The organism is Pedobacter psychrotolerans, assembly GCF_004340665.1.
GTDB classification, from domain to species: domain Bacteria; phylum Bacteroidota; class Bacteroidia; order Sphingobacteriales; family Sphingobacteriaceae; genus Pedobacter; species Pedobacter psychrotolerans.
The window spans coordinates 356,719-375,654 of sequence record NZ_SLWO01000005.1 but is presented as its reverse complement, the minus strand read 5'-3'; the positions used below and the strand labels follow the sequence as shown (position 1 = coordinate 375,654).

The window sequence follows — 18,936 nt, the reverse complement described above, 5'->3', positions numbered from 1 at the left end:
TAATGCAATAATCACAATTGATGTTTCTTTCATAGGCAGATTATGTTAGAATTTTTTGCGTAAATAATCAACAGTTGTACCCTTGTCAATGTTGATTTCTTTTTGATTCAAGTCTCTGAATAAATTAGTTTTTCCTTTTTTAGTGGTGATTAGCATTACACCTTCTTTTGCTTCTGCGCCATAAAGATCGGTAGCCATATTACCTTTTAATACATTTACCGATTCAATATTATTTTGATTCATGGTATATAAAACCTCTTTATCTGCTAATTTAGTTCCATCGATAACAATTACCCCTTTAAATGCGCCATCCTTTGTCTTAATAAAACCTACATTTTGATTAGACTTCAAAATTGAATTTTGTGTTTTGGATGGAGTTGCTGACTCATCACCCGTATTCAATTTGAAATTTACGTTGAGGTTGTATTTTACCCGAACTGTTTTTCCGTCAGCTATCCCCGGATTCCATCTGGGTGATCCACTAACTACCCTGACGGCTTCTTCATCTGTTCCGCTGCCCAATCCATGCGTAATATTCACGTCAGATAGTTTTCCATCCCTTTCCACAATAAAGGATAGAAATACTTTTCCCTGAACATTGTTTTGTTGTGCCAATACAGGATATTTTATACTCTTTCCTAAATATTCGTAAAACTTGGTAATTCCTCCCGGAAATTCAGGTTGTTGATCTATGGATACAAAATCGAATACTTTTTCAGGGGGAAGATTATCTTTTTGTGTAGCCGAATAGCCAACAATGTTAATTGCAGATAATTTCTGATAGGAAGGAACCGCAACAAAATTTCTGTTCTTAATGGCCGATTTATGATCAGTTAATCTAAATCCGACGGCTAAAGTATATTTTCCATTAGGTACATTTTTAAAACTTCTGTATGATAATATCGCTTTCATTACCTCTTCATTACAGCCATCACCTAAATCTACAACACTGCTAATTTGAGTTACTTTATTATTTTGAAGTGTAAATTTAATTTGTGCATTACCTTGTAAATTATTTTGATGAGCTTCAGATGGATATTTTATTGTTCTTGCCAGGAAACGATAAAAGCCATTCCAATTTGCATCCACTTTTTCTCCTGAAGAAAGAATCACATTTTTAGATGATGTTTCATTTAAGGATTCATTTTTCGGAGCGACCATATCTTGCATGATTTCAATTGGTTTTTCTAAAGGAATCTGGTCTGAGAGGGCGATCAGTTTTTTATTTTTGCGAATAGTGGCTGAAGAAAAGATAATTAAAATGGCAAAAAGCGGGATAAAAAAACCATATTTCATGATGGCCATTTTTTTTGATCTTTCTTTCTGAAGCATGAAGATTCTCTTTTTAATGAGTGATTTTTCAAAAAAACCATTCGTTAAGCTATTTGGTGAAACCCCAAAAGAATGGCTCAGAATAAGCATGGCGTAGTCTGCTTTATCGCCCTGAAATTCCGCAGCCTGCTGATCAGCTAAAAATTCGTGTATATTTTTGATTGATTTTTTATACAGATATATGAATGGATTTATCCAGGTTAAAATACCTAATACTTCAAAAAATAAAATATCCAACGTATGCCATTGTTTAACATGTGTATCCTCATGAACATCAATTACATTTGATAAAGGAAGGTTTTCGTCTATTACTTTTCTGCTAAAAAATGAAAATGCTGAACCAGCTCTCGCATAGTTAATTAGATTTTTAACTACCAATAAATTAATCACTAGCTTACCCAGAAAAAACAATACACCTGTGAAATAGATAAAAACAAGAGCACTTGGCCAGCTCAAAACAGTTTGCTGATCTGGAACTATTGTTGCCTTTTCTAAAAGGCCCCCCCAGTTTACCGTGGTGTAAACCTTTTGCGCAGCTTCCTGCCGGGTAATCCATTCCAATCGTATAAATGGTATACACAAAGACAAAAGACCCGAAACTACTAAATAGATGCGATTTAGTAAGAAATAGGTCTCCTTATCTAACAGTAATTTATAAAAACCATAAAAAACAATCAGGTATAAGTTTACCTGCAGCAGGTAGTGGGCGAAACTCATTTTGGATTGCGTTTAATTTTATTTATCATTTTTAAAATCTCATCAACATCACTCAAATCAAGTTTCTCTTCTTTTACAAAAAAGGAAAACATACTTTCTACAGAGTTTTCAAAGTAATTTCCGAGAAGTTTTTCTGTAGCATGACGCTTATATTCCTCTTTACTAATCAAGGGATAGTATTGATGCGCCTTTCCAAAAGCTTCATGATCAATAAAACCTTTCGTTTCCAGAATCCTGATAATTGTTGAAACCGTATTATATGCGGGTTTGGGTATAGGAAGTTGATCTATAACTTCTTTAACAAATGCTTTTTCCAGTTGCCATAAAACCTGCATAATCTGTTCTTCGGCTTTAGTTAAATCTTTAATTTCCATAATTATTTTTACAATAAGGATGAACAACAAATGTTGACATAACTAAAATTAAAACTAATTATTTAGTTATCCAAATTATATTGAAAATAAAGACTTGAAATTTAAAGGAGCTATATTTTAATCAGATTGTTTTTAATTGCGTAAACCACCAGGCCCGTACGGGATTTAATATTGAGTTTAGCAAATAGAGATTCACGATAATTATCTACTGTACGCGGACTAACATTCATTAGGTCGGCAATTTCTCTATAAGTGAGTTCACTACTGCAGTGTTGAAGAAATGTTAATTCACGGGCACTAAAAACTGGCTTTGTGTCACCATCTTTAAGCGCTACCAATAGTCGGCCTGATACCAAATCATTAACATAAAATCCTTTTTCGGTTATGGCTTTGATGGCATTGAGAAGATCTATCGGTGTAGACTCTTTGAGCATGTAACCGCCTGCGCCAGCTTTCAACATTCCAATAATGGCTTTTTCATCTTCCAGCATGCTTAGCGCCAGTATATTTACATGAGGATAATTTTCTTTAACCCATTTTGTAGCTGCGTATCCATCCATTACAGGCATACTAATATCCATTAAAATAAGCTGTAAATCAGGATGGTTTTTTATTTTATTTTGAAGATCTACGCCATTAATGCCTTCAAACAGCACTTTAATTTCATCAAACTCATCTAATAAACTTGCCAAACCTGAACGAAAAAGTGTGTGATCATCAACAATAGCAATAGAGATAGACAGAGCGGGCATGTTTTAGGGATAGGGGATTTCAATTAATATATTTGTACCGTTACTAGGTGACGAATTTAATATTAATTTTCCATTGATCATTTCTATTCTTTTATGAATAGAATTTAATCCCATTCCGGATGGTGCTATTGCATCTTGGTCATAATCGAAGCCAATTCCATTTTCTTTAATTTGTAAATGAAGGATCTTCTCTTCATAATAGGCGTTAAAGGTAATCGTAGTAGCATTGGCATGCTTGATAATATTGTTAATAATTTCTTGCAATAAACGTAAAATGATCAAGTCCTTATCTGGTGATTTTTCTGTCAAATCAACCAGGGTGTTGTTTATTTCTATTTCGTAAGCACCGGTTTTGTTTAACCAGTTTATTTCCTGATCGAGTGCATAGCCAATTCCATTTTCAACAATCTGTTCTCCGTGTAACAGCTTTGCCAGCTCCCTCAGCTCTTTGATAGATTTATTAATTAGGGAAAGAGAATTGCCAATTTTTTTCTCTGCTTTTTCGCTATCCATCAGGTTTACAGAATTAAGCGTTAAAGTTGTCAGGCTAAGGAGTTGACCAATATTATCATGCAGTTCTGTAGCAATGGTTTGCATGGTTTGATCTTGTACCTCGATCCGCGCCTGCAAAATTTCAGATTCAAACTTTCGCCGCATATGTTCTTTTTCCAACAAATGATTTTTTTTATGCTTCGCATAAGATCTGATGTAGAGAATCAGAAATAGCGGCATCAATAAAAATATCAGTGTCGTTATTGCAATTAATGTTGCAATTTGCGTTGTTTGGCTCTGCATATGTAGCTGTAAATCCAGTTACTGTAAAGGATGGTATTGGTAATGTAATAGATAAATAAGCGAAGCGGAATATGTTCAAAAAGCTTAATCTTAAAAAGATCGTAGGTAAGATTAGTCGCCGTACTGCCGAAATAGTAGAACAATACGCCGTTAACCCACCAAAATTCTGGATGATGTTTGAGTTCCAGCGTTTCCTCGTCATTCAAAAGTTTGTAATAATAATAAAGGCAATACAGTACAAATATAACGGACATTACATTAACTGTATTATCATTAAAGATGTCATTATAAGCATGGATTCCATTTTTAAATGTAAAAATAGTAAAGATCAGATAACAGATACCAAGGCCAGTAAAAACTATTGGCCTTGGATCAATGTATTTTTTTAGACAATAGTACATTCCATAAGAAATAAATGCGATTTCAAAAAGTAAGAATGTATTATATAACCCTAAATTATGATGACGCAGAATTGCCAGATATGCCCCTCTCGCTTCTGTAGATAATGCAATAACAAGATAAGCAATATTAACCTTCCAGAAAGAAATTTTATCTTTAAGAAGGAGGAATAATGCTACAATCAGACAGATTATTTCGGCAATAATGATAGGGTTAAAAAAATTCATACACTATAACTCAACTCCGTCACACATAGAAGGACAAAGTGTGCCTCTGTTTTCGATATCCTCTACATCATCCTCATGTGTATTTGTTACTTCGCCACGTGCGTTAGTTTCACCAGCTGCATAAGTAGGTACCAGCAATACCGTATTACGTCCTAGATGATCTTCTGGTAAACCCTCTAATGATTCAGATAAATATTTTGCAAAGTATATTCTTAAACCATCATGTTTACCTTCACTAATTTTTTTTGCCATTGCCAGAATTTGATCTGCAGGGAACCATACTGCTTTTGTATATGACTTGGAGTTGCGGCTGGCAGCCTCTTCACTATAGGCATTAACCATTTGTTGTGCTATTTCTTTATCAATAGGCTGCGATTTGTTTAATTTTTCCATATGAGTATTTATAAATGATTTAGATCCCTAAAGTCGTGAATTAGATGATGGCAGGCAATAGCGATTGGTATTTTTAATACCGTAAAATCACCTTTTTATTTAGGGTGTTTTATGCTACTCATAAATCAGTAGTGGCACGTACTTTTGAATATAGAAACAAACGAAATACAGATTTTTAAATATTAAAGTTGCCTATCCAGATATCATGCTTAAAGTTTAGGCTAAACAAAGGTTCAGCATTTTCTTATTTGCATAATCGTTATTAATTGCTTTTTTGTTCACCACATTTATTTTTTGAAATGATAAACGATGTTTTAGTTAATGAAAATAATAGTTTAATAACTGAACGGGAAATAGACATCGTACGTCTTTTGTCAAAAGGTTATAACAGTAAGGAAATTGGTGATCTGCTCTTTATTAGTGAGCATACCGTAAATACACATAGAAGAAATATGGTAAGAAAACTTGATTTACGCAACTCTTATCAGCTCATTGTTTGGGCATTTAAACAAAGAATTTTGTCCTTTTAATAAGGAATAACGCTCTCCTTTTAACGCTTCTCTCTCTCTAAACAACAAAGCCTGCCTTTTGATCAGTAATGATCAAAAAAGCAGGCTTTTGTATGATTGCAGGATCTAATTTTAATCTATCAAATAGAGATCGAAATTTTATTGCAGGATTATTTAATACTTTTTTTGGTGACAATGAAATAACCCAGAATAAAGAGTACAGAGGCATAAATTAAACTGCTATAGATTTCATGTGTGAAGATGGGGAAGTTTGAAGGGTTTGCTGCTGCCTTACTGCCACTTAAAACCAATGATGGATGACTGTATGGAATTAAATAAGCGTATTTCCAACCTACATTGCCTGCAATAATGCCCATAATTGTACCAACAAAACCTATCCCCATGGGTTTTAAAAAATCGCCCCAAAGCAAACTTAAAATAAACTGAATAGATAAGATTCCCAGGGAAGATAAAAAGAGTTTGGTGTAAAATTTAATCAGGATCATGGAGGGATCATACTGATTGAAATTAAATTTCTGTACCAGGAGTTGCAATAAATGTCCGAATGCAAAAGTAAGACTGCAGAACAGGAACAACGAAAGAAATATTAGAATTACGGCAAAGATATATTTGGCAGCATAAATAGAGAATTTATTGAGTGGTTGGGCAAAGAGTGATTTCCAGGTGTCGTTTTTGTGTTCGATGTTATTAACTGAAAATGCCATAAAAATAACATAAAAGGGTAAAATCAGTATGCCCATTACACCAAGGGCTGCACTAATGTAACGCAGCCAAAGAATCATTGGTGGCTGGTGAAGATTTAAAATCTTTTCTGAACTGCTATAAAAGCCAAAAGTGATTAAACTACAGATAATAAGCGGCAATAAAATCGATGCCCAAAATGCAAGTGTTTTTCTTGATTTATAAAATTCTGAATATATGGAAATGTATAAAGAGCGCATTTTTAGTTTGTTTTAGTAATATCCAGGAATAGGTTTTCTAAATCTTTTCTTTGTTGTGAAAGACTGGTGACCGTAAACCCATTTTGTACCAATAAAGTATTTATCATTCCACTTTCTGTTTGAGATATAAACGGAATACAAATTTTTGCATCCGTTTTGGTTGCAATTTCATATCCCTTTTCCTCAATAAGCATTGAAGCCCGATCAATATCAGTCACTTCAATTTCTAGCAAAGGTTTATTAAGTAGCTGAAGCTCCTGTATGGTTCCCTGGAAAAGTAGTTCTCCTTTGTTGATGATGCCGACGTGCGTAGCCGTTCTTTCTATTTCTGCTAAGAGGTGGCTGGATACCAAAATGGTTTTGTTGTACTTTGTAGTGAGCTCAATCATCAGGTTTCTGATCTCGATGATGCCATTTGGATCGAGACCATTTGTCGGTTCATCTAAGAGGAGCAGTTCAGGGTCGGAAACTAAGGCTAGGGCTATACCCAATCGCTGTTTCATCCCTAAAGAATATTGCTTTGATTTCTTATTTGCAGCTTCTGTTAAGCCAACGAGTGCCAGCATTTCATCAGCCTTGCTTCTTTTAATACCTAGAAGCAAACACCGGTTAACCAGGTTTTCTTTTCCGGTGAGATGCCCATAAATAGCAGGTTGCTCTACCAGTGCGCCCACCCGCTTTAATATGGCAATGCGGTTATTGTTGATTTCTTTTCCGAAAATAAAGACCTGATCGGATGGAGATTTCAAGAGATTAAGCAGGATTTTTATCGTGGTGGTTTTTCCTGCTCCATTTGGCCCAAGGAAACCATAAATGCTGCCTTTGGGAACTTGTAATGCTAAATTTTTTAAAATTGCCTGCCGGCCAAAGGTAAAATTTAGTCCAACGGTTTCTATTGCAAAATTACTCATTACACTATTTAAAAATAGCTGTAGCTTGTTTCACCATTGAAGTAGGTGCTTTGGCTGGTTTAACTACTATTTCAGCATCATTTTGATTGGTATTAACGGTAAGCGTTAATATAATCATCATAAAAACTGGCAATAATAAAAGTAAAAATGGCGAGGTATTGGCTAATTTTTTCATAACAGTTAGTTTAATTTGAGAGGTTGTGAAAGAATCATCAGTAATTACTGCTTGATTGGTGAAGTTGATTGCTGATGAATTTTTCATGGTTGTTTCGTTTTGATGATTCAAAGAAACAGAATGGAAATTGGCTGCTAAAATCTATTATACCAAGTGTTCAAGATTATAGATCAACGGGCAATTTTATGGTTTGTCGCTAAAAAACGGTGTTTGTCGATAAATTTGGGCTTTTTGGCCGTTCGTAGAAAAAAAAAGCCAGTTGGTAGATTGTGTTGGGTTAAAAAGGAAACTTTATTTACTTTGGATGCACTAATCGAATCATGGATGCGATTGGAAGATTAAGTAAATCATAATGACGAAAAGCAAAGGGCCAATCATACTGCATGCACTGTACTGGACAGTTATATTAATCATCATTGCATTAAGTGCCTTTTTTGATTCCGATACAAAAAATATAAAGCACTTTCTAATATCTCTTGTATTATTTGGAATCATAAATGTTTCGCTATTTTACATTAATTACCTTATCCTCATTCCTCAATTCATTAAAAAGAAAAAGAAGTACTTTCTTTATATCTTCATTTTTATTATTCTTCTAGGTGTAGCAGCATTTATTAAAACTGCAATTGCGGTGTTAAACCCGAAAGAGATGATGGAGTATATGACTGAAGGCAAGCGAAAAACGATCACTGTTAATCAATATTTCTTCGCACAGTTGTTTCTATGTGGTTTCTTTCTGGTTTCCAGTTGCCTGATCAAATTTGCTGCAGATTGGTTTGCTAATGAACGCATTCAGCGTAATCTTGAAAGTGAACGCCGTGAAATGGAGTTGCAATTTTTGAAATCGCAACTCAACCCTCATTTTCTTTTTAATTCGCTTAATAATATTTACTCTTTGGCTTATCAAAAATCAGATAAAACGGCTGATGCAATCATGAAGCTCTCTGAAATTATGCGCTACATGATTTATGAAAGCAATACGCCAACAGTATCACTAAGTAAGGAAGTTGATTATTTAACCAATTACATTGATTTACAAAAAATCAGGTTTAAAGATGGAGCGTACATTGAGATGGTATTAAACGGAGAAATTGATGATCAGAAAATTGTTCCGCTGATGTTGATCTCTTTTGTAGAAAATGCGTTCAAACATGGTGTGGTAACTGATCCAGAGCATCCGGTGAAAATTAACATCATTGCCAATCAAAAAATCCTTCATTTCAGTGTGATCAATAAAAAAAACAATCAGAATAAAGATGCACAAGGTGGAGTTGGTTTAACCAATGTAGAAAGGAGATTACAATTGATATATCCTGACAGATATAAATTAAATGTTGTAAATTCGGCTACCCATTATACCTGCGAACTGATGATTGATATATAATCCGGGAACCAAATACCTGCGGATGTTATCCAAATCATGAATTAAAACTATAAAGCTAAAATGAACTTAAATTGTATTGTTGTTGATGATGAGCCATTAGCGCTCGATATTCTGCAAGATTATATCTCAAAGGTACCTTTTTTAAATTTCGTTAAAAGGTGCGAAAATCCTATAGAAGCTTTGCAAATTGTTCAGGCTGGTGGCATCGATCTGGTTTTCCTGGATATTCAAATGCCAGAACTCACCGGAATCCAATTTTTAAAAATTGCCGGAAATAAATGCCATTATATTTTAACCACTGCTTACCCACAATATGCTTTGGAAAGTTATGATCTTAACGTATCAGACTATCTTTTGAAACCAATTGCATTTGACCGTTTTTATAAAGCAGTAGAAAAAGTTCATAACCAATTTAAACCTGTAGAGGCACCGGCAAGTGTGGCCCAGCCAATTGTAACACCTGCACCTTTTTCAGCTCCCGCAAATCCTGTTCAGGATTATATTTTCGTAAAAACGGAACATAAAATCCAGAAGATTTATTTACATGATATTCTTTTTATTGAAGGTTTAAAAGACTATATTTCTATATATACTAAAACTGAACGGGTAATTACCCTTCAAAGCATGAAAAAAATGGAAGAAGCTTTGCCACAAAGTCAGTTCATTCGGGTACACAAATCGTACATCATAGCAGTAGATAAAATTGAAAGTATTGAGCGAAGCAGGATCACCATCAATCAGAAAATCATTCCGGTTGGAGATACCTACAGAGATGAATTTTTTAAAGTAATTGGCAATAAGAATATTTAGTCTGGAGTCTTTAGTCCATAATCATGAGTATCAAGTATTAAGTCCAAAGTCTAGAATCACAATAGGTCTCGATACCTAATACGTTAGTCTTGATACCTGATACTTTAATCTTGATACTTCTATTGTCCAAGCACTTTTCTAATTTCAGTTTCAGCTTCCAGTGTAATTTCGTTTGCTGTCTTTCCTTCGGGTTCTATTGGTTTTAATACGGTCCATTTTAGGGCATGGCCTGTGGTAAGTGGAAACATGCCGAAACGCACAATTTTCCAAGAGTTTTCAATTGCGATAGGTACAACTAATGCATTTGGAACAACTTTTAATAAAGTCGCAATTCCGCCAAATTGGAAGGTTTTAACCTGTCCGTCTTTGGCCCTTGTGCCTTCAGGAAAAATAACAGTACTCCAGTTGTTTTCCTTCATTCTGCGTCCAAGATTAATGATTTCAGATATGGCCTGTTTATTATCTTTTCTATCAATATTTGCACCACCACCTAATCTTAAGTTAATGGAAATGGATGGGATGCCTTTTGTAAGTTCTATTTTAGAAATAAATTTTGCACTGTGTTTTCTTAAAAACCAGATCATAGAAGGAATATCATACATGCTTTGGTGGTTAGCGGTAAAGATAATTGGCCGATCAGTAGGAAGGTGATAATCGTTTTTAAAGCGAACAGAATTAAATAAGAATATCTGGCAATAAGTTAAAAAAAAGTTCAGAATGTCTACAGAAACCTTATGTGCTTTGTATCCGAAAAAGCGATGACAAATCCACTGGATAGGGTGGAAGATGCAAAGTGTCAATCCAAAGAAAAAGTAGAAAACAGGGCTTAAAATGTAGCCGAAAAACTTGCTCATATTTATTTAAATAGTTCGCAAAGATAATAAGACTTAAATAAACCCCGCAGGTTTTTAAAAACTGTTGGGTTTGGAAAATTACTATGATAATTCACCATTGAGCAGCATCAGTTTTGCTTTTAAAATAGCAGCAACACTCATCGAATCGGTTATTTCACCATTTAAAACCATTTGGTAGGCGGTATCAAATGGTACTTTCTTTACTATTAATTGCTCTGTTTCTTCAGGCATGGCTATTCCTTGAATGAGATCAGTTGCAAGGTAAATAATGGCATGTTCGTCACTTACAGAATTGGAAAGATGCATCCGCTGAATCTCTTTCCAGTTTTTGGCACTTAACCCGGTTTCCTCTAAAAGTTCTCGTCTTGCGCTATCTAAAGGATCTTCATGAAATGGTCCACTGCCTTCCGGAATTTCCCAGCTATAGGCTTTAAGTGGAAAACGATATTGCCCAACCAGCCAGGTGTTTTTTTCTTCGTCAAGGGGTAAAATGCCGATAGCGAAATTTTTGAAATGCACCTCACCGTAAATTCCTGAACCACCAGATGGATTAATGACCTGATGTTCGGTAACCCTGATCCAGTTGTTGTCGTATTTTAATTCACTATTGAGTGTCTTCCAAGGGTTTTGATCTTCCATAGCGCAAGATAATGAATATCATTTTTACACGCTGTACTTAAACAAAAAAGGCGTTCCGATATTCGAAACGCCTTACGCTATTAGAATGACCCTTCATCAGGTCTATTTTCCTGCTGATCTTCTTTTTTCTGTTTCTTCACGTTACTAAATGTGGTTTTTCCAAAGCGGTAAGAGAAGGTTAAATTACCCATGGTGCCCTGCATCTGACGTTCAAAATCTACAATTGTAAAATCATCCTCAGTGGTCATACTCCATCTTCTGGTATTAAATACATCCCTCACATTGAAACTTAATGAAGCCTTTTTGTTCGGGAAGTCATATTTTGCACCACCATCAATTCCGTACATCGCATTGCGTTTACCTTGCGCCATCACTTCTGGTGCACGGTAATCGCCACGAACTTGAACCGATACGTTTTTAACTACAGTTAAATTTGCGGTTACGTTTCCATTCCAGCTAAAGCCCTTGCTTGATTTAATATTGAATCTTTCATCACCATCAAATTTTGCCTGGTAAAGGTTTACATTGGTGGTGAAATTTAACGCTTTCACTAAATCGAAACGGCCAATTAACTCTAAACCACTGTTAATCTGGCGTGATAAGTTTTGTGGTGTTGAAGTGATGATTCCGTTAACAGGTGAGCTTCTTACCCGTTGAATAACATCATTGGTTTGACGAAAATACAAACTTGAAGTTAAGGTTACTTTTTTCCAGTATTTGCTGTAGCCCAATTCAAAAGAGTGAACGTCTTCAGGCAATAAGTTCGGATTACCACCTCTGTAGTTAAATGGATCTGATACATCCAAAAATGGATTGGTATCCCATGGGCGTGGGCGGTTTACACGGCGGGTATAGCTTAACTGAAGTTGATTATCACCTTTCAGTTTCTGTGTTAAAAATACACTTGGATATAATCTTTTGTAGTGAATATTTCCTTCGCTTGAAGTTAGCACATTATTGGTGTAGCCATCTAAGTGCGTATCCAAGCGGGCATCTTCAGCCCTTAAACCCAACTGGTACCCAAAATCTTTAATTTGATTTTGATAGTTTACATAAAGGGCGTGCACCTGGTCTTTGCTATTAAAGTTATTGATCAGTTTGTTGTTTTCTATATAAACGCTGGTGTTTGTTAAAATAGAATCTGCATATTGGTTGTTATCCCCTAAACGAATCTGGCTGCGGTAGCCGACTTCCACTTTACCGGCTTTGCCAACAGGTAAGCTATAATCTGTTTGGATATTGTAGTTTGAGTTATCGCCCCTGTTGAAAACTCTTTGTAAACTTAAGTTTTCGTTAATCGGAACATTGTTTCTATTGGTTGTAGTAGTGCTGTAGGTTTGATCGTTATTGTTATCTCCGCTTGAATAACCAAAATTGAAACTCAATTCTTCTTTAGGTTTTTTAAACTTCTGTACATAATCCAAATTTAAATCATAACTGCTACCATAGCCATCATTTAAATTGGTTCTGTTGCTCAAAGAAACAGGTGTTTGTGCACGGTTCAATTGTCTGATATCCAATAATTCATTTCGCTCGTTTTCTCTTGAGTTGAAACCGCCTGATAAACTGATTACGCTTTTAGGTGCCAGATAATAATCTAAACCAGCCTTAGCATTATGCCCTTTTTCCAAAGTATTTGAAGTGGTTGCCTGATTGGTAAAGGCTGTTCTTGCCGAGTCTGATTTATAGGTAATGTCCTGATAACCCCCTCCAACACGGTTTCCATAACGATAGCTATAGTTTCCATAGATATTTACCTTGCTGTTCTGGAAACTTAAATTCGTATTTGCATTATAATTATCGCGGTTACCAGCCGTAATTGCAGCAGAACCATTGAAACCTAATTTAGTGTTTTTCTTTAAAACAATGTTGATAATGCCCGACTGACCTTCTGCATCATATTTAGCTGAGGGGTTGGTGATTACTTCTACACTTTCAATTGAACTGGCCGGAATGGAAGCTAAAATTTGCGCAACATTACCACCCGCAATTAAAGAAGGCTTGCCATCAATTAAAACTTTAACGCCTGTAGAACCTCGTAAACTTACATTGCCATCCATATCTGTAGAAACGGAAGGAACATTCTGCAATAAATCAGTAGCCGAACCACCTTCACTGATTACACTCTGATCTACTGAAAATATTTTTTTATCAATTCCCATCTGCATGCCCTGTTTCTGGCCTGTAACCGTCACCTCACTTAAAATATTTCCTTTGGCCGCATTCATTTTAATGTCGCCAAAGTTTAAAGTGCCTGTTGCTGCGGTAATGGCAACATTGTCCCTCACCATGGTTTGATAGCCAACAAAACTTATTTTGAAAGTAAAATTTCCTTTGGGTAAGTCAGTCATTACAAAGGCTCCGTTCAGGTCTGTCTGTGCAATCTTCACATTCTTTGCCGTTGTTTTATCTATTAAAACAGCTGTAGCAAAAGGAATAGTTTCTTGAGTTTTAGCGTCTTTTAATACACCGGTGATTTTTGCTTTGCCACCAGTTTGGGCAAAAAGATTAAATGTTAAACTTAAAAATAGAAGGGTAATGGGTACGGCACGCGATTGTAAAAGTCTCATTAAAAATTAAAATTTGTGTGTGTGTTGTAAAGGGAGACAAAGTAACAGCAACTAAGTTTAATAAGCGTGGCGTAACTATTTTATTACAGCGGTTTTATAGTAATATTTTTGTGAGCCTAAATGATGCTGGTTGGCTTAAATAAATAAGGGGTTTTGTGACGCTGAAGCCTTTCATAAAATGTTACTTTTGTCTGATCTCAAAAACGTCGAAAATAAAATATACAAATGAAAAAAATATTAATCGTTGATGATTTACATCCTGTTTTTAAGGAACGTGCTATGGCAATGGGCTATGTGGTTGATGATGAACCACAAATTACACGGCAGCAAACGTTAGCGAAAATTAAGGATTATGTAGGTATTGCCGTGCGTACCAAGTTTAGAATTGATGCTGAGGTTTTTGCAGCTGCTCCCAATTTAAAATTTGTGGCCAGAGCAGGTGCAGGTTTAGATAATATTGATGATAAAATCGCATTTGAAAGAAACATCGAACTGATTAATGCGCCTGAAGGAAATTGTGATGCTGTTGGAGAACATGCTACCGGATTGTTATTGTCGTTGATGAATAATTTCCGCAAGGCTGATCAGGAAATCAGAAATGGAATCTGGGATCGTGAAGGCAATCGAGGTTATGAGTTGAAAGGTAAAAAGGTAGGGATTATAGGTTACGGCTTTATGGGGCAAAGTTTTGCTAAAAAACTGGCTAGCTTTGAAGTGGATGTAATGGCCTACGACAAATATAAAACTGGTTTTAGCGATGCTTTTGTCCGTGAGGTAAGTATGGAAGAGATTGTGAAGCATAGTGATGTGTTGAGCTTGCACATTCCACTCACTGCCGAAACCAGGCAAATGGTTGATGATGAATATTTTTTCCATTTTAAAAAACCAATTTTCTTTATTAATACGGCAAGGGGAGAGGTAGTAAATACAAAAGCTGTTTTGAATGCCATTAAATCTGGTAAAATTTTAGGCGCTGGTTTAGATGTGTTACAAACTGAAAAGTTTCCTGCCCTGGCAGAACAAGATTGGTATGAGGAATTAAAAAAGAATGAAAAGATCATTTTAACGCCGCATGTAGGCGGCTGGACTTTCGATTCTTACCGAAAAATATCGGAGGTGTTGGCGGATAAGTTACAGGGTTTTTCCTGAGAGGGATATGAAATGAGGACGATAAAATCGCTATTCTCACTCATCCTCATTCTAAATTAAAACAGTTTGGATTTCTTTTTAAGAATTCAGACCAAAATTCCCTAAATTGGATTACAAAATCTAACTAAATTATATCATGCCGAAAGATCATTTATATTCAACAACAATTACGTGGACGGGAAATAAGGGTTCCGGAACAATGGATTATCGATCATATGATCGCGACTACACCATTTCAGTTGATGGCAAAGCCGATATTTTAGGTTCATCAGATTCTGCCTTTCTAGGCGATAAAACTAAATATAATCCTGAAGATTTGCTCTTGTCTTCCATTTCCAGTTGCCATATGCTTTGGTATTTGCACCTGTGCTCAAAAAATGAAATTGTAGTAATTGATTATAAGGATGAGGCCGTTGGAACCATGGAGGAACTGGCTGATGGGAGTGGAAAGTTTAAAGAGGTAACCTTACATCCCCAGGTTTTAATCGCAGATAAGGCTCATTTAGAACTTGCAGAATCGCTACATAAAGAAGCCAATAAAATGTGCTTTATTGCCAACTCACTGAATTTTCCCGTTAAACACGAAGCGACATTCAAAGCAGAGAACAGTTAGCCGTTTAAGCAGGGAATAAGGAAGAGGAAATAGAGAATAGAAAGTTGGCAGTTTGCAAATTGAAAACTGCCAACCTTAAAGTGTCAACTATTTTACAATATAAACATTATCTGTTGGTGTTGCATCTACGTAAATGCCATTATCTAAAGTAACTGATGTAATTTTTTTTGTTGATGGGATATTAATCACCACTTCTTTTTGATTGACTTTCCAAACAGCAGGTGTTTGATGAATGGTTTCTTTTTTACCATCTGCATAAATTACCACTACATCAAAAGGAATGGCAAAGCCCCCAAAATTTTTAACAGTAACCAACGATTTTCCTTTATCTGCGGCAACTTTTCCAATAGCTAAATCCAAATAATTATTAGTGAAAAACCAATTTTGGAAAAACCAATTTAAGTTTTGACCAGACCCTGTATTCATCGAATTAAAATAATCCCATGGAATAGGATGTTTGCCATTCCATGTGTTCATATAATGATGTAATGCTTTTTTGAAAAGAACATCACCCAGCATATCTTTTAACGCCAGATAAGATAATGAAGCCTTACCGTAAGAGTTGTTTCCATATCCTGCACCTGAAACCTGATCAGACATGGAAATTACTGGCTGATCTTCTTCCGCTGATTTATCATTGATATAGCTGTTTACCCTGAACTTTTTGTAAAAATCATCTGCGGCTTGTTTACCATGTTCTGCAATGCCAATTAAATATTCGAAGGTAGTTGCCCAACCTTCATCCATGTAAGCGTAACGGGTTTCATTAATGCCCATATAGAAAGGAAAATAGGTGTGTGCCACCTCATGATCCTGAACCAATTGTGCAAAAACCGGATCGCCAAAATTAGAATCATTCACCATCATAGGGTATTCCATATCTGCAAAACCTTGGAATGCGATGGTTTTTAGATATGGATAGGGAATGCCAGGCCAGTTGTTTGAAAACCAGGATAAGGCATTGATGTTGTATTTAACAGAGTTTAAGAAATCTTTGCCGGTAGTTGGGTTATAAGCAGCCTGTGCACTTGCCCTGCGGCCAGTTTTTGGATCAACAATCACACTTCCACCATCCCAAACATAGTGATTGCTCAACGCAAAAGTAACATCGGTAATGTGGTCAACTTTAAATTTCCAGGTGTTCCAATCTTTTTGTGCAGTTACTTTGCCGTCTTTTAGTTCATCAGCAGTTGCAATATGAACCACTTCATCTGTGTTGTACGATTTTTTTAAACGAGCTGCAATTTCTGGCTGAAGCACTTCATCAGGATTTAAAAAATCGCCAGTAGCATAAACCACATAATTCTTGGGTGCTTTTACAGAGAAAACATAGTCATTAAAATCGTTATAAAACTCAGCTCTGTCAGTGTGTGGAATTCGATCCCAGCCATTGTAATCATCATACACTGAAATACGGGGGTAACTGTATGCCACAAAAAACGAATTCGGGTCAATTTGTCCCTCGCGACCGCTTTCTTTTGATAAAGGATAATCCCACGCTATTTTAACTGTGATTTTAGATTTCGGGTTTAAAGGTTTTTTCAGTTTCACATTTCCAACAGTTCCCCAGCTTTTACTGTCTACCTTATAGGTTTCTCCATCAACAGCAAAAGAAGAAATATTTAAGCCGCTAGATAAAAAATCTTCGCTAACGGCTCCGCCACGAGGCGAAGTGGGTTTGTGCAAATTATTTACAAAACGAATGGCTAACACATTCAACGTATCATTACTGTTGTTACTGTACAATATTTCTTCTTGTCCGCTTACCACTTTGGTCTCTGCATCAACCGTAATGTCCATATTGTACTGACCATGGTTTTGCCAGTAATTAGGCCCCGGTTGGCCAGTAATAGATCGTGTTCCTTTTTGATAGGCCGCCTTGATATTTCTAGGCATATAAAGCTCCTGCGCAGAAATGGTATAACAGCCCAAACCCCAGATAAGGGCTAGTGAGAATAACTTTTTCATTTTCCTGAATAATTTTAGCTAAAAGTAAAAAATAAAGGAGGAATTGTGGCAAGATTTAATCAGCACATAAAATCTTGTTTACCCTTAAATCACAAAAATCCTGTGTATTTATTTGCATTTGTAATTTTCAGATTTTATCTTCGTTATAATTGAAGCAAGACTATGTAGTAACCAACTATGTAGTCTTGTTTGTTTTTTATAGCGTTTGAAATAAAATTAATAGAGCAATGACAGAGGTAACGTACTACACACAAGAGGGCTTAGATAAATTAAGAGAGGAAGTTCATTATCTAACAACCACAGGGCGTCAGCTAATATCTAAAGCAATTGCTGAAGCAAGAGATAAAGGTGATTTATCGGAGAATGCAGAATATGATGCCGCAAAAGAGGCTCAGGGTTTGCATGAAGCGAAAATTTCCAAATTAAAAAATACATTGGCGAATGCCCGCTTAATTGATGAATCGAAATTGGATTTAACAAAAGTGTTGGCATTGTCTATCGTTAAGATCAAAAATGTAAAGAACGGTGCTACCATGACTTATCAGTTAGTTGCCGAAACAGAAGCAGATTTGAAGACTGGAAAAATTTCTGTAAAATCGCCGATTGCACAAGGTTTATTAGGTAAATCTGTAGGGGAATTTGCTGAAATTGAAGTGCCGGCAGGTAAAATGCAATTCGAAGTTTTAGAAATATCCAGATAAGGTAGAAGCGGAGGATTAAAGGCTTATGGTCTTCACTCCGCTATTAAAACCTTATATCTTTCACCTTATACCTTCTACCTTTTATGACTATCTTTTCAAAAATCGTTGCTGGCGAAATCAACGCACATGTTGTGGCTGAAACAGTAGAGTATTTAGCGTTTCTGGATGTTCAGCCTTTAACTGCTGGCCATGTTTTGGTAATTCCAAAAATCGAAGTGGATTACATTTTTGATATGGATGAAGACCTTTTCGTTGGTCTTTGGATGTTTGCTAAAATTGTGGCAAAAGGGGTGAAGACTGCTTTCCCATGCAAAAAAGTAGGCGTTTCAGTAATTGGATTGGAAGTTCCACATGCTCATATTCATTTAATCCCAATGAATAATGTGAGCGATATGAACTTTAGCAAAGAGAAGCTAAGTCCAAATCAGGAAGAACTGGCTGAAGCTGCTGAAAAAATTAGACAGGCTTTATTGGAAGAGTAAGATCAGATGATCTATCGTTATTGCGATGAGGAACGACAGCTTGCCCCGACCTTTCGGGGAAGCAATCTATTTTGCAGATTCTTTGATAGCGATTGCTTCAGCAGATGAAAGATCTGCTTCGCAAAGAAGGATTTTTTGAAGGGATTCCCTAACCAAATCGTCATGCTGAATTTAGTTCAGCACCTTTTTATGGTAAGATCCAGAATCAAGTTCAGGAGGA

20 protein-coding genes are annotated in these 18,936 nt (G+C 35.9%); 7 read left to right on the top strand and 13 right to left on the bottom strand.

The window, feature by feature from the left end; translation table 11 throughout:
• Positions 1 to 45: 45 nt before the first annotated feature.
• The 6 genes from EV200_RS14765 to EV200_RS14740 all read right to left on the bottom strand — a co-directional run bounded on the left by EV200_RS14765 (position 46) and on the right by EV200_RS14740 (position 4,989).
• On the bottom strand, positions 46 to 2,049 hold the full coding sequence (locus tag EV200_RS14765; RefSeq protein ID WP_132533936.1) for a TonB family protein: 2,004 nt from the start codon (positions 2,047 to 2,049) through the stop codon (positions 46 to 48).
• The gene (locus EV200_RS14760) at positions 2,046 to 2,423 is read right to left on the bottom strand and encodes a BlaI/MecI/CopY family transcriptional regulator (protein WP_132533934.1); all 378 of its coding nucleotides are present in this window, start codon (positions 2,421 to 2,423) and stop codon (positions 2,046 to 2,048) included. Before EV200_RS14760 ends, EV200_RS14765 begins: the two co-directional genes overlap by 4 nt.
• Positions 2,424 to 2,533: 110 nt before the next feature.
• The gene (locus EV200_RS14755; RefSeq protein ID WP_132533932.1) at positions 2,534 to 3,175 is read right to left on the bottom strand and encodes a response regulator transcription factor; all 642 of its coding nucleotides are present in this window, start codon (positions 3,173 to 3,175) and stop codon (positions 2,534 to 2,536) included.
• A 3-nt stretch (positions 3,176 to 3,178) separates the two neighbouring features.
• On the bottom strand, positions 3,179 to 3,970 hold the full coding sequence (locus tag EV200_RS14750; protein ID WP_132533930.1) for a sensor histidine kinase: 792 nt from the start codon (positions 3,968 to 3,970) through the stop codon (positions 3,179 to 3,181).
• Positions 3,937 to 4,596 (bottom strand): hypothetical protein, encoded by a 660-nt coding sequence (locus EV200_RS14745; protein WP_132533928.1) that lies wholly within the window; start codon positions 4,594 to 4,596, stop codon positions 3,937 to 3,939. The genes EV200_RS14750 and EV200_RS14745 overlap by 34 nt, the downstream gene beginning before the upstream one ends.
• A gap of 3 nt (positions 4,597 to 4,599) precedes the next feature.
• Positions 4,600 to 4,989 carry a hypothetical protein gene (locus EV200_RS14740; RefSeq protein WP_132533926.1) on the bottom strand — a complete coding sequence of 130 codons (390 nt, stop codon included), beginning with the start codon at positions 4,987 to 4,989 and terminating at the stop codon, positions 4,600 to 4,602.
• A 299-nt stretch (positions 4,990 to 5,288) separates the two neighbouring features.
• On the opposite strand from EV200_RS14740, the gene EV200_RS22220 reads away from it, so the two are divergent.
• Positions 5,289 to 5,519 (top strand): response regulator transcription factor, encoded by a 231-nt coding sequence (locus EV200_RS22220; protein ID WP_132533924.1) that lies wholly within the window; start codon positions 5,289 to 5,291, stop codon positions 5,517 to 5,519.
• 149 nt (positions 5,520 to 5,668) lie between these two features.
• Here EV200_RS22220 and EV200_RS14730 read toward each other — a convergent pair whose 3' ends face one another.
• The 3 genes from EV200_RS14730 to EV200_RS14720 are packed head-to-tail and all read right to left on the bottom strand — an operon-like array spanning position 5,669 to position 7,633.
• Complete coding sequence (locus tag EV200_RS14730) at positions 5,669 to 6,460, bottom strand: ABC transporter permease (RefSeq protein WP_132533922.1); 792 nt, start codon at positions 6,458 to 6,460, stop codon at positions 5,669 to 5,671.
• 2 nt (positions 6,461 to 6,462) lie between these two features.
• Entirely contained in the window at positions 6,463 to 7,371 is a 909-nt protein-coding gene (locus EV200_RS14725) for an ABC transporter ATP-binding protein (RefSeq protein ID WP_132533920.1), read from the bottom strand.
• Positions 7,372 to 7,375: 4 nt separating this feature from the next.
• Positions 7,376 to 7,633: a hypothetical protein gene (locus EV200_RS14720; RefSeq protein WP_132533918.1), complete on the bottom strand. Its 258-nt coding sequence runs from the start codon at positions 7,631 to 7,633 to the stop codon at positions 7,376 to 7,378.
• Between the two features lie 265 nt (positions 7,634 to 7,898).
• Between EV200_RS14720 and EV200_RS14715 the strand changes: the two genes are divergently transcribed.
• Both EV200_RS14715 and EV200_RS14710 read left to right on the top strand, forming a co-directional pair.
• The gene (locus EV200_RS14715) at positions 7,899 to 8,930 is read left to right on the top strand and encodes a sensor histidine kinase (protein WP_132533916.1); all 1,032 of its coding nucleotides are present in this window, start codon (positions 7,899 to 7,901) and stop codon (positions 8,928 to 8,930) included.
• 60 nt (positions 8,931 to 8,990) lie between these two features.
• Positions 8,991 to 9,740 carry a LytR/AlgR family response regulator transcription factor gene (locus tag EV200_RS14710; RefSeq protein ID WP_132533914.1) on the top strand — a complete coding sequence of 250 codons (750 nt, stop codon included), beginning with the start codon at positions 8,991 to 8,993 and terminating at the stop codon, positions 9,738 to 9,740.
• 119 nt (positions 9,741 to 9,859) lie between these two features.
• On the opposite strand, the gene EV200_RS14705 is transcribed toward EV200_RS14710, so the two are convergent.
• From EV200_RS14705 to EV200_RS14695, 3 genes are all read right to left on the bottom strand, one after another.
• Positions 9,860 to 10,594, bottom strand: coding sequence for a lysophospholipid acyltransferase family protein (locus tag EV200_RS14705; RefSeq protein ID WP_132533912.1), 735 nt, complete (start codon positions 10,592 to 10,594; stop codon positions 9,860 to 9,862).
• Between the two features lie 81 nt (positions 10,595 to 10,675).
• Positions 10,676 to 11,233: an NUDIX domain-containing protein gene (locus EV200_RS14700; RefSeq protein ID WP_132533910.1), complete on the bottom strand. Its 558-nt coding sequence runs from the start codon at positions 11,231 to 11,233 to the stop codon at positions 10,676 to 10,678.
• Between the two features lie 80 nt (positions 11,234 to 11,313).
• On the bottom strand, positions 11,314 to 13,803 hold the full coding sequence (locus tag EV200_RS14695) for an outer membrane beta-barrel family protein (RefSeq protein WP_132533908.1): 2,490 nt from the start codon (positions 13,801 to 13,803) through the stop codon (positions 11,314 to 11,316).
• Between the two features lie 225 nt (positions 13,804 to 14,028).
• On the opposite strand from EV200_RS14695, the gene EV200_RS14690 reads away from it, so the two are divergent.
• Positions 14,029 to 14,952 (top strand): 2-hydroxyacid dehydrogenase, encoded by a 924-nt coding sequence (locus tag EV200_RS14690; RefSeq protein WP_132533906.1) that lies wholly within the window; start codon positions 14,029 to 14,031, stop codon positions 14,950 to 14,952.
• Positions 14,953 to 15,088: 136 nt separating this feature from the next.
• Positions 15,089 to 15,565 carry an OsmC family protein gene (locus tag EV200_RS14685; protein ID WP_132533904.1) on the top strand — a complete coding sequence of 159 codons (477 nt, stop codon included), beginning with the start codon at positions 15,089 to 15,091 and terminating at the stop codon, positions 15,563 to 15,565.
• An 87-nt stretch (positions 15,566 to 15,652) separates the two neighbouring features.
• Here the strand turns inward: EV200_RS14685 and EV200_RS14680 are convergent, their stop codons facing one another.
• Positions 15,653 to 17,533 (bottom strand): M1 family metallopeptidase, encoded by a 1,881-nt coding sequence (locus EV200_RS14680; RefSeq protein ID WP_132533902.1) that lies wholly within the window; start codon positions 17,531 to 17,533, stop codon positions 15,653 to 15,655.
• A 227-nt stretch (positions 17,534 to 17,760) separates the two neighbouring features.
• Between EV200_RS14680 and greA the strand changes: the two genes are divergently transcribed.
• Complete coding sequence (greA, locus tag EV200_RS14675; RefSeq protein WP_132533900.1) at positions 17,761 to 18,234, top strand: transcription elongation factor GreA; 474 nt, start codon at positions 17,761 to 17,763, stop codon at positions 18,232 to 18,234.
• Positions 18,235 to 18,317: 83 nt separating this feature from the next.
• Positions 18,318 to 18,716: an HIT family protein gene (locus EV200_RS14670; RefSeq protein ID WP_132533898.1), complete on the top strand. Its 399-nt coding sequence runs from the start codon at positions 18,318 to 18,320 to the stop codon at positions 18,714 to 18,716.
• Positions 18,717 to 18,936: the final 220 nt, after the last annotated feature.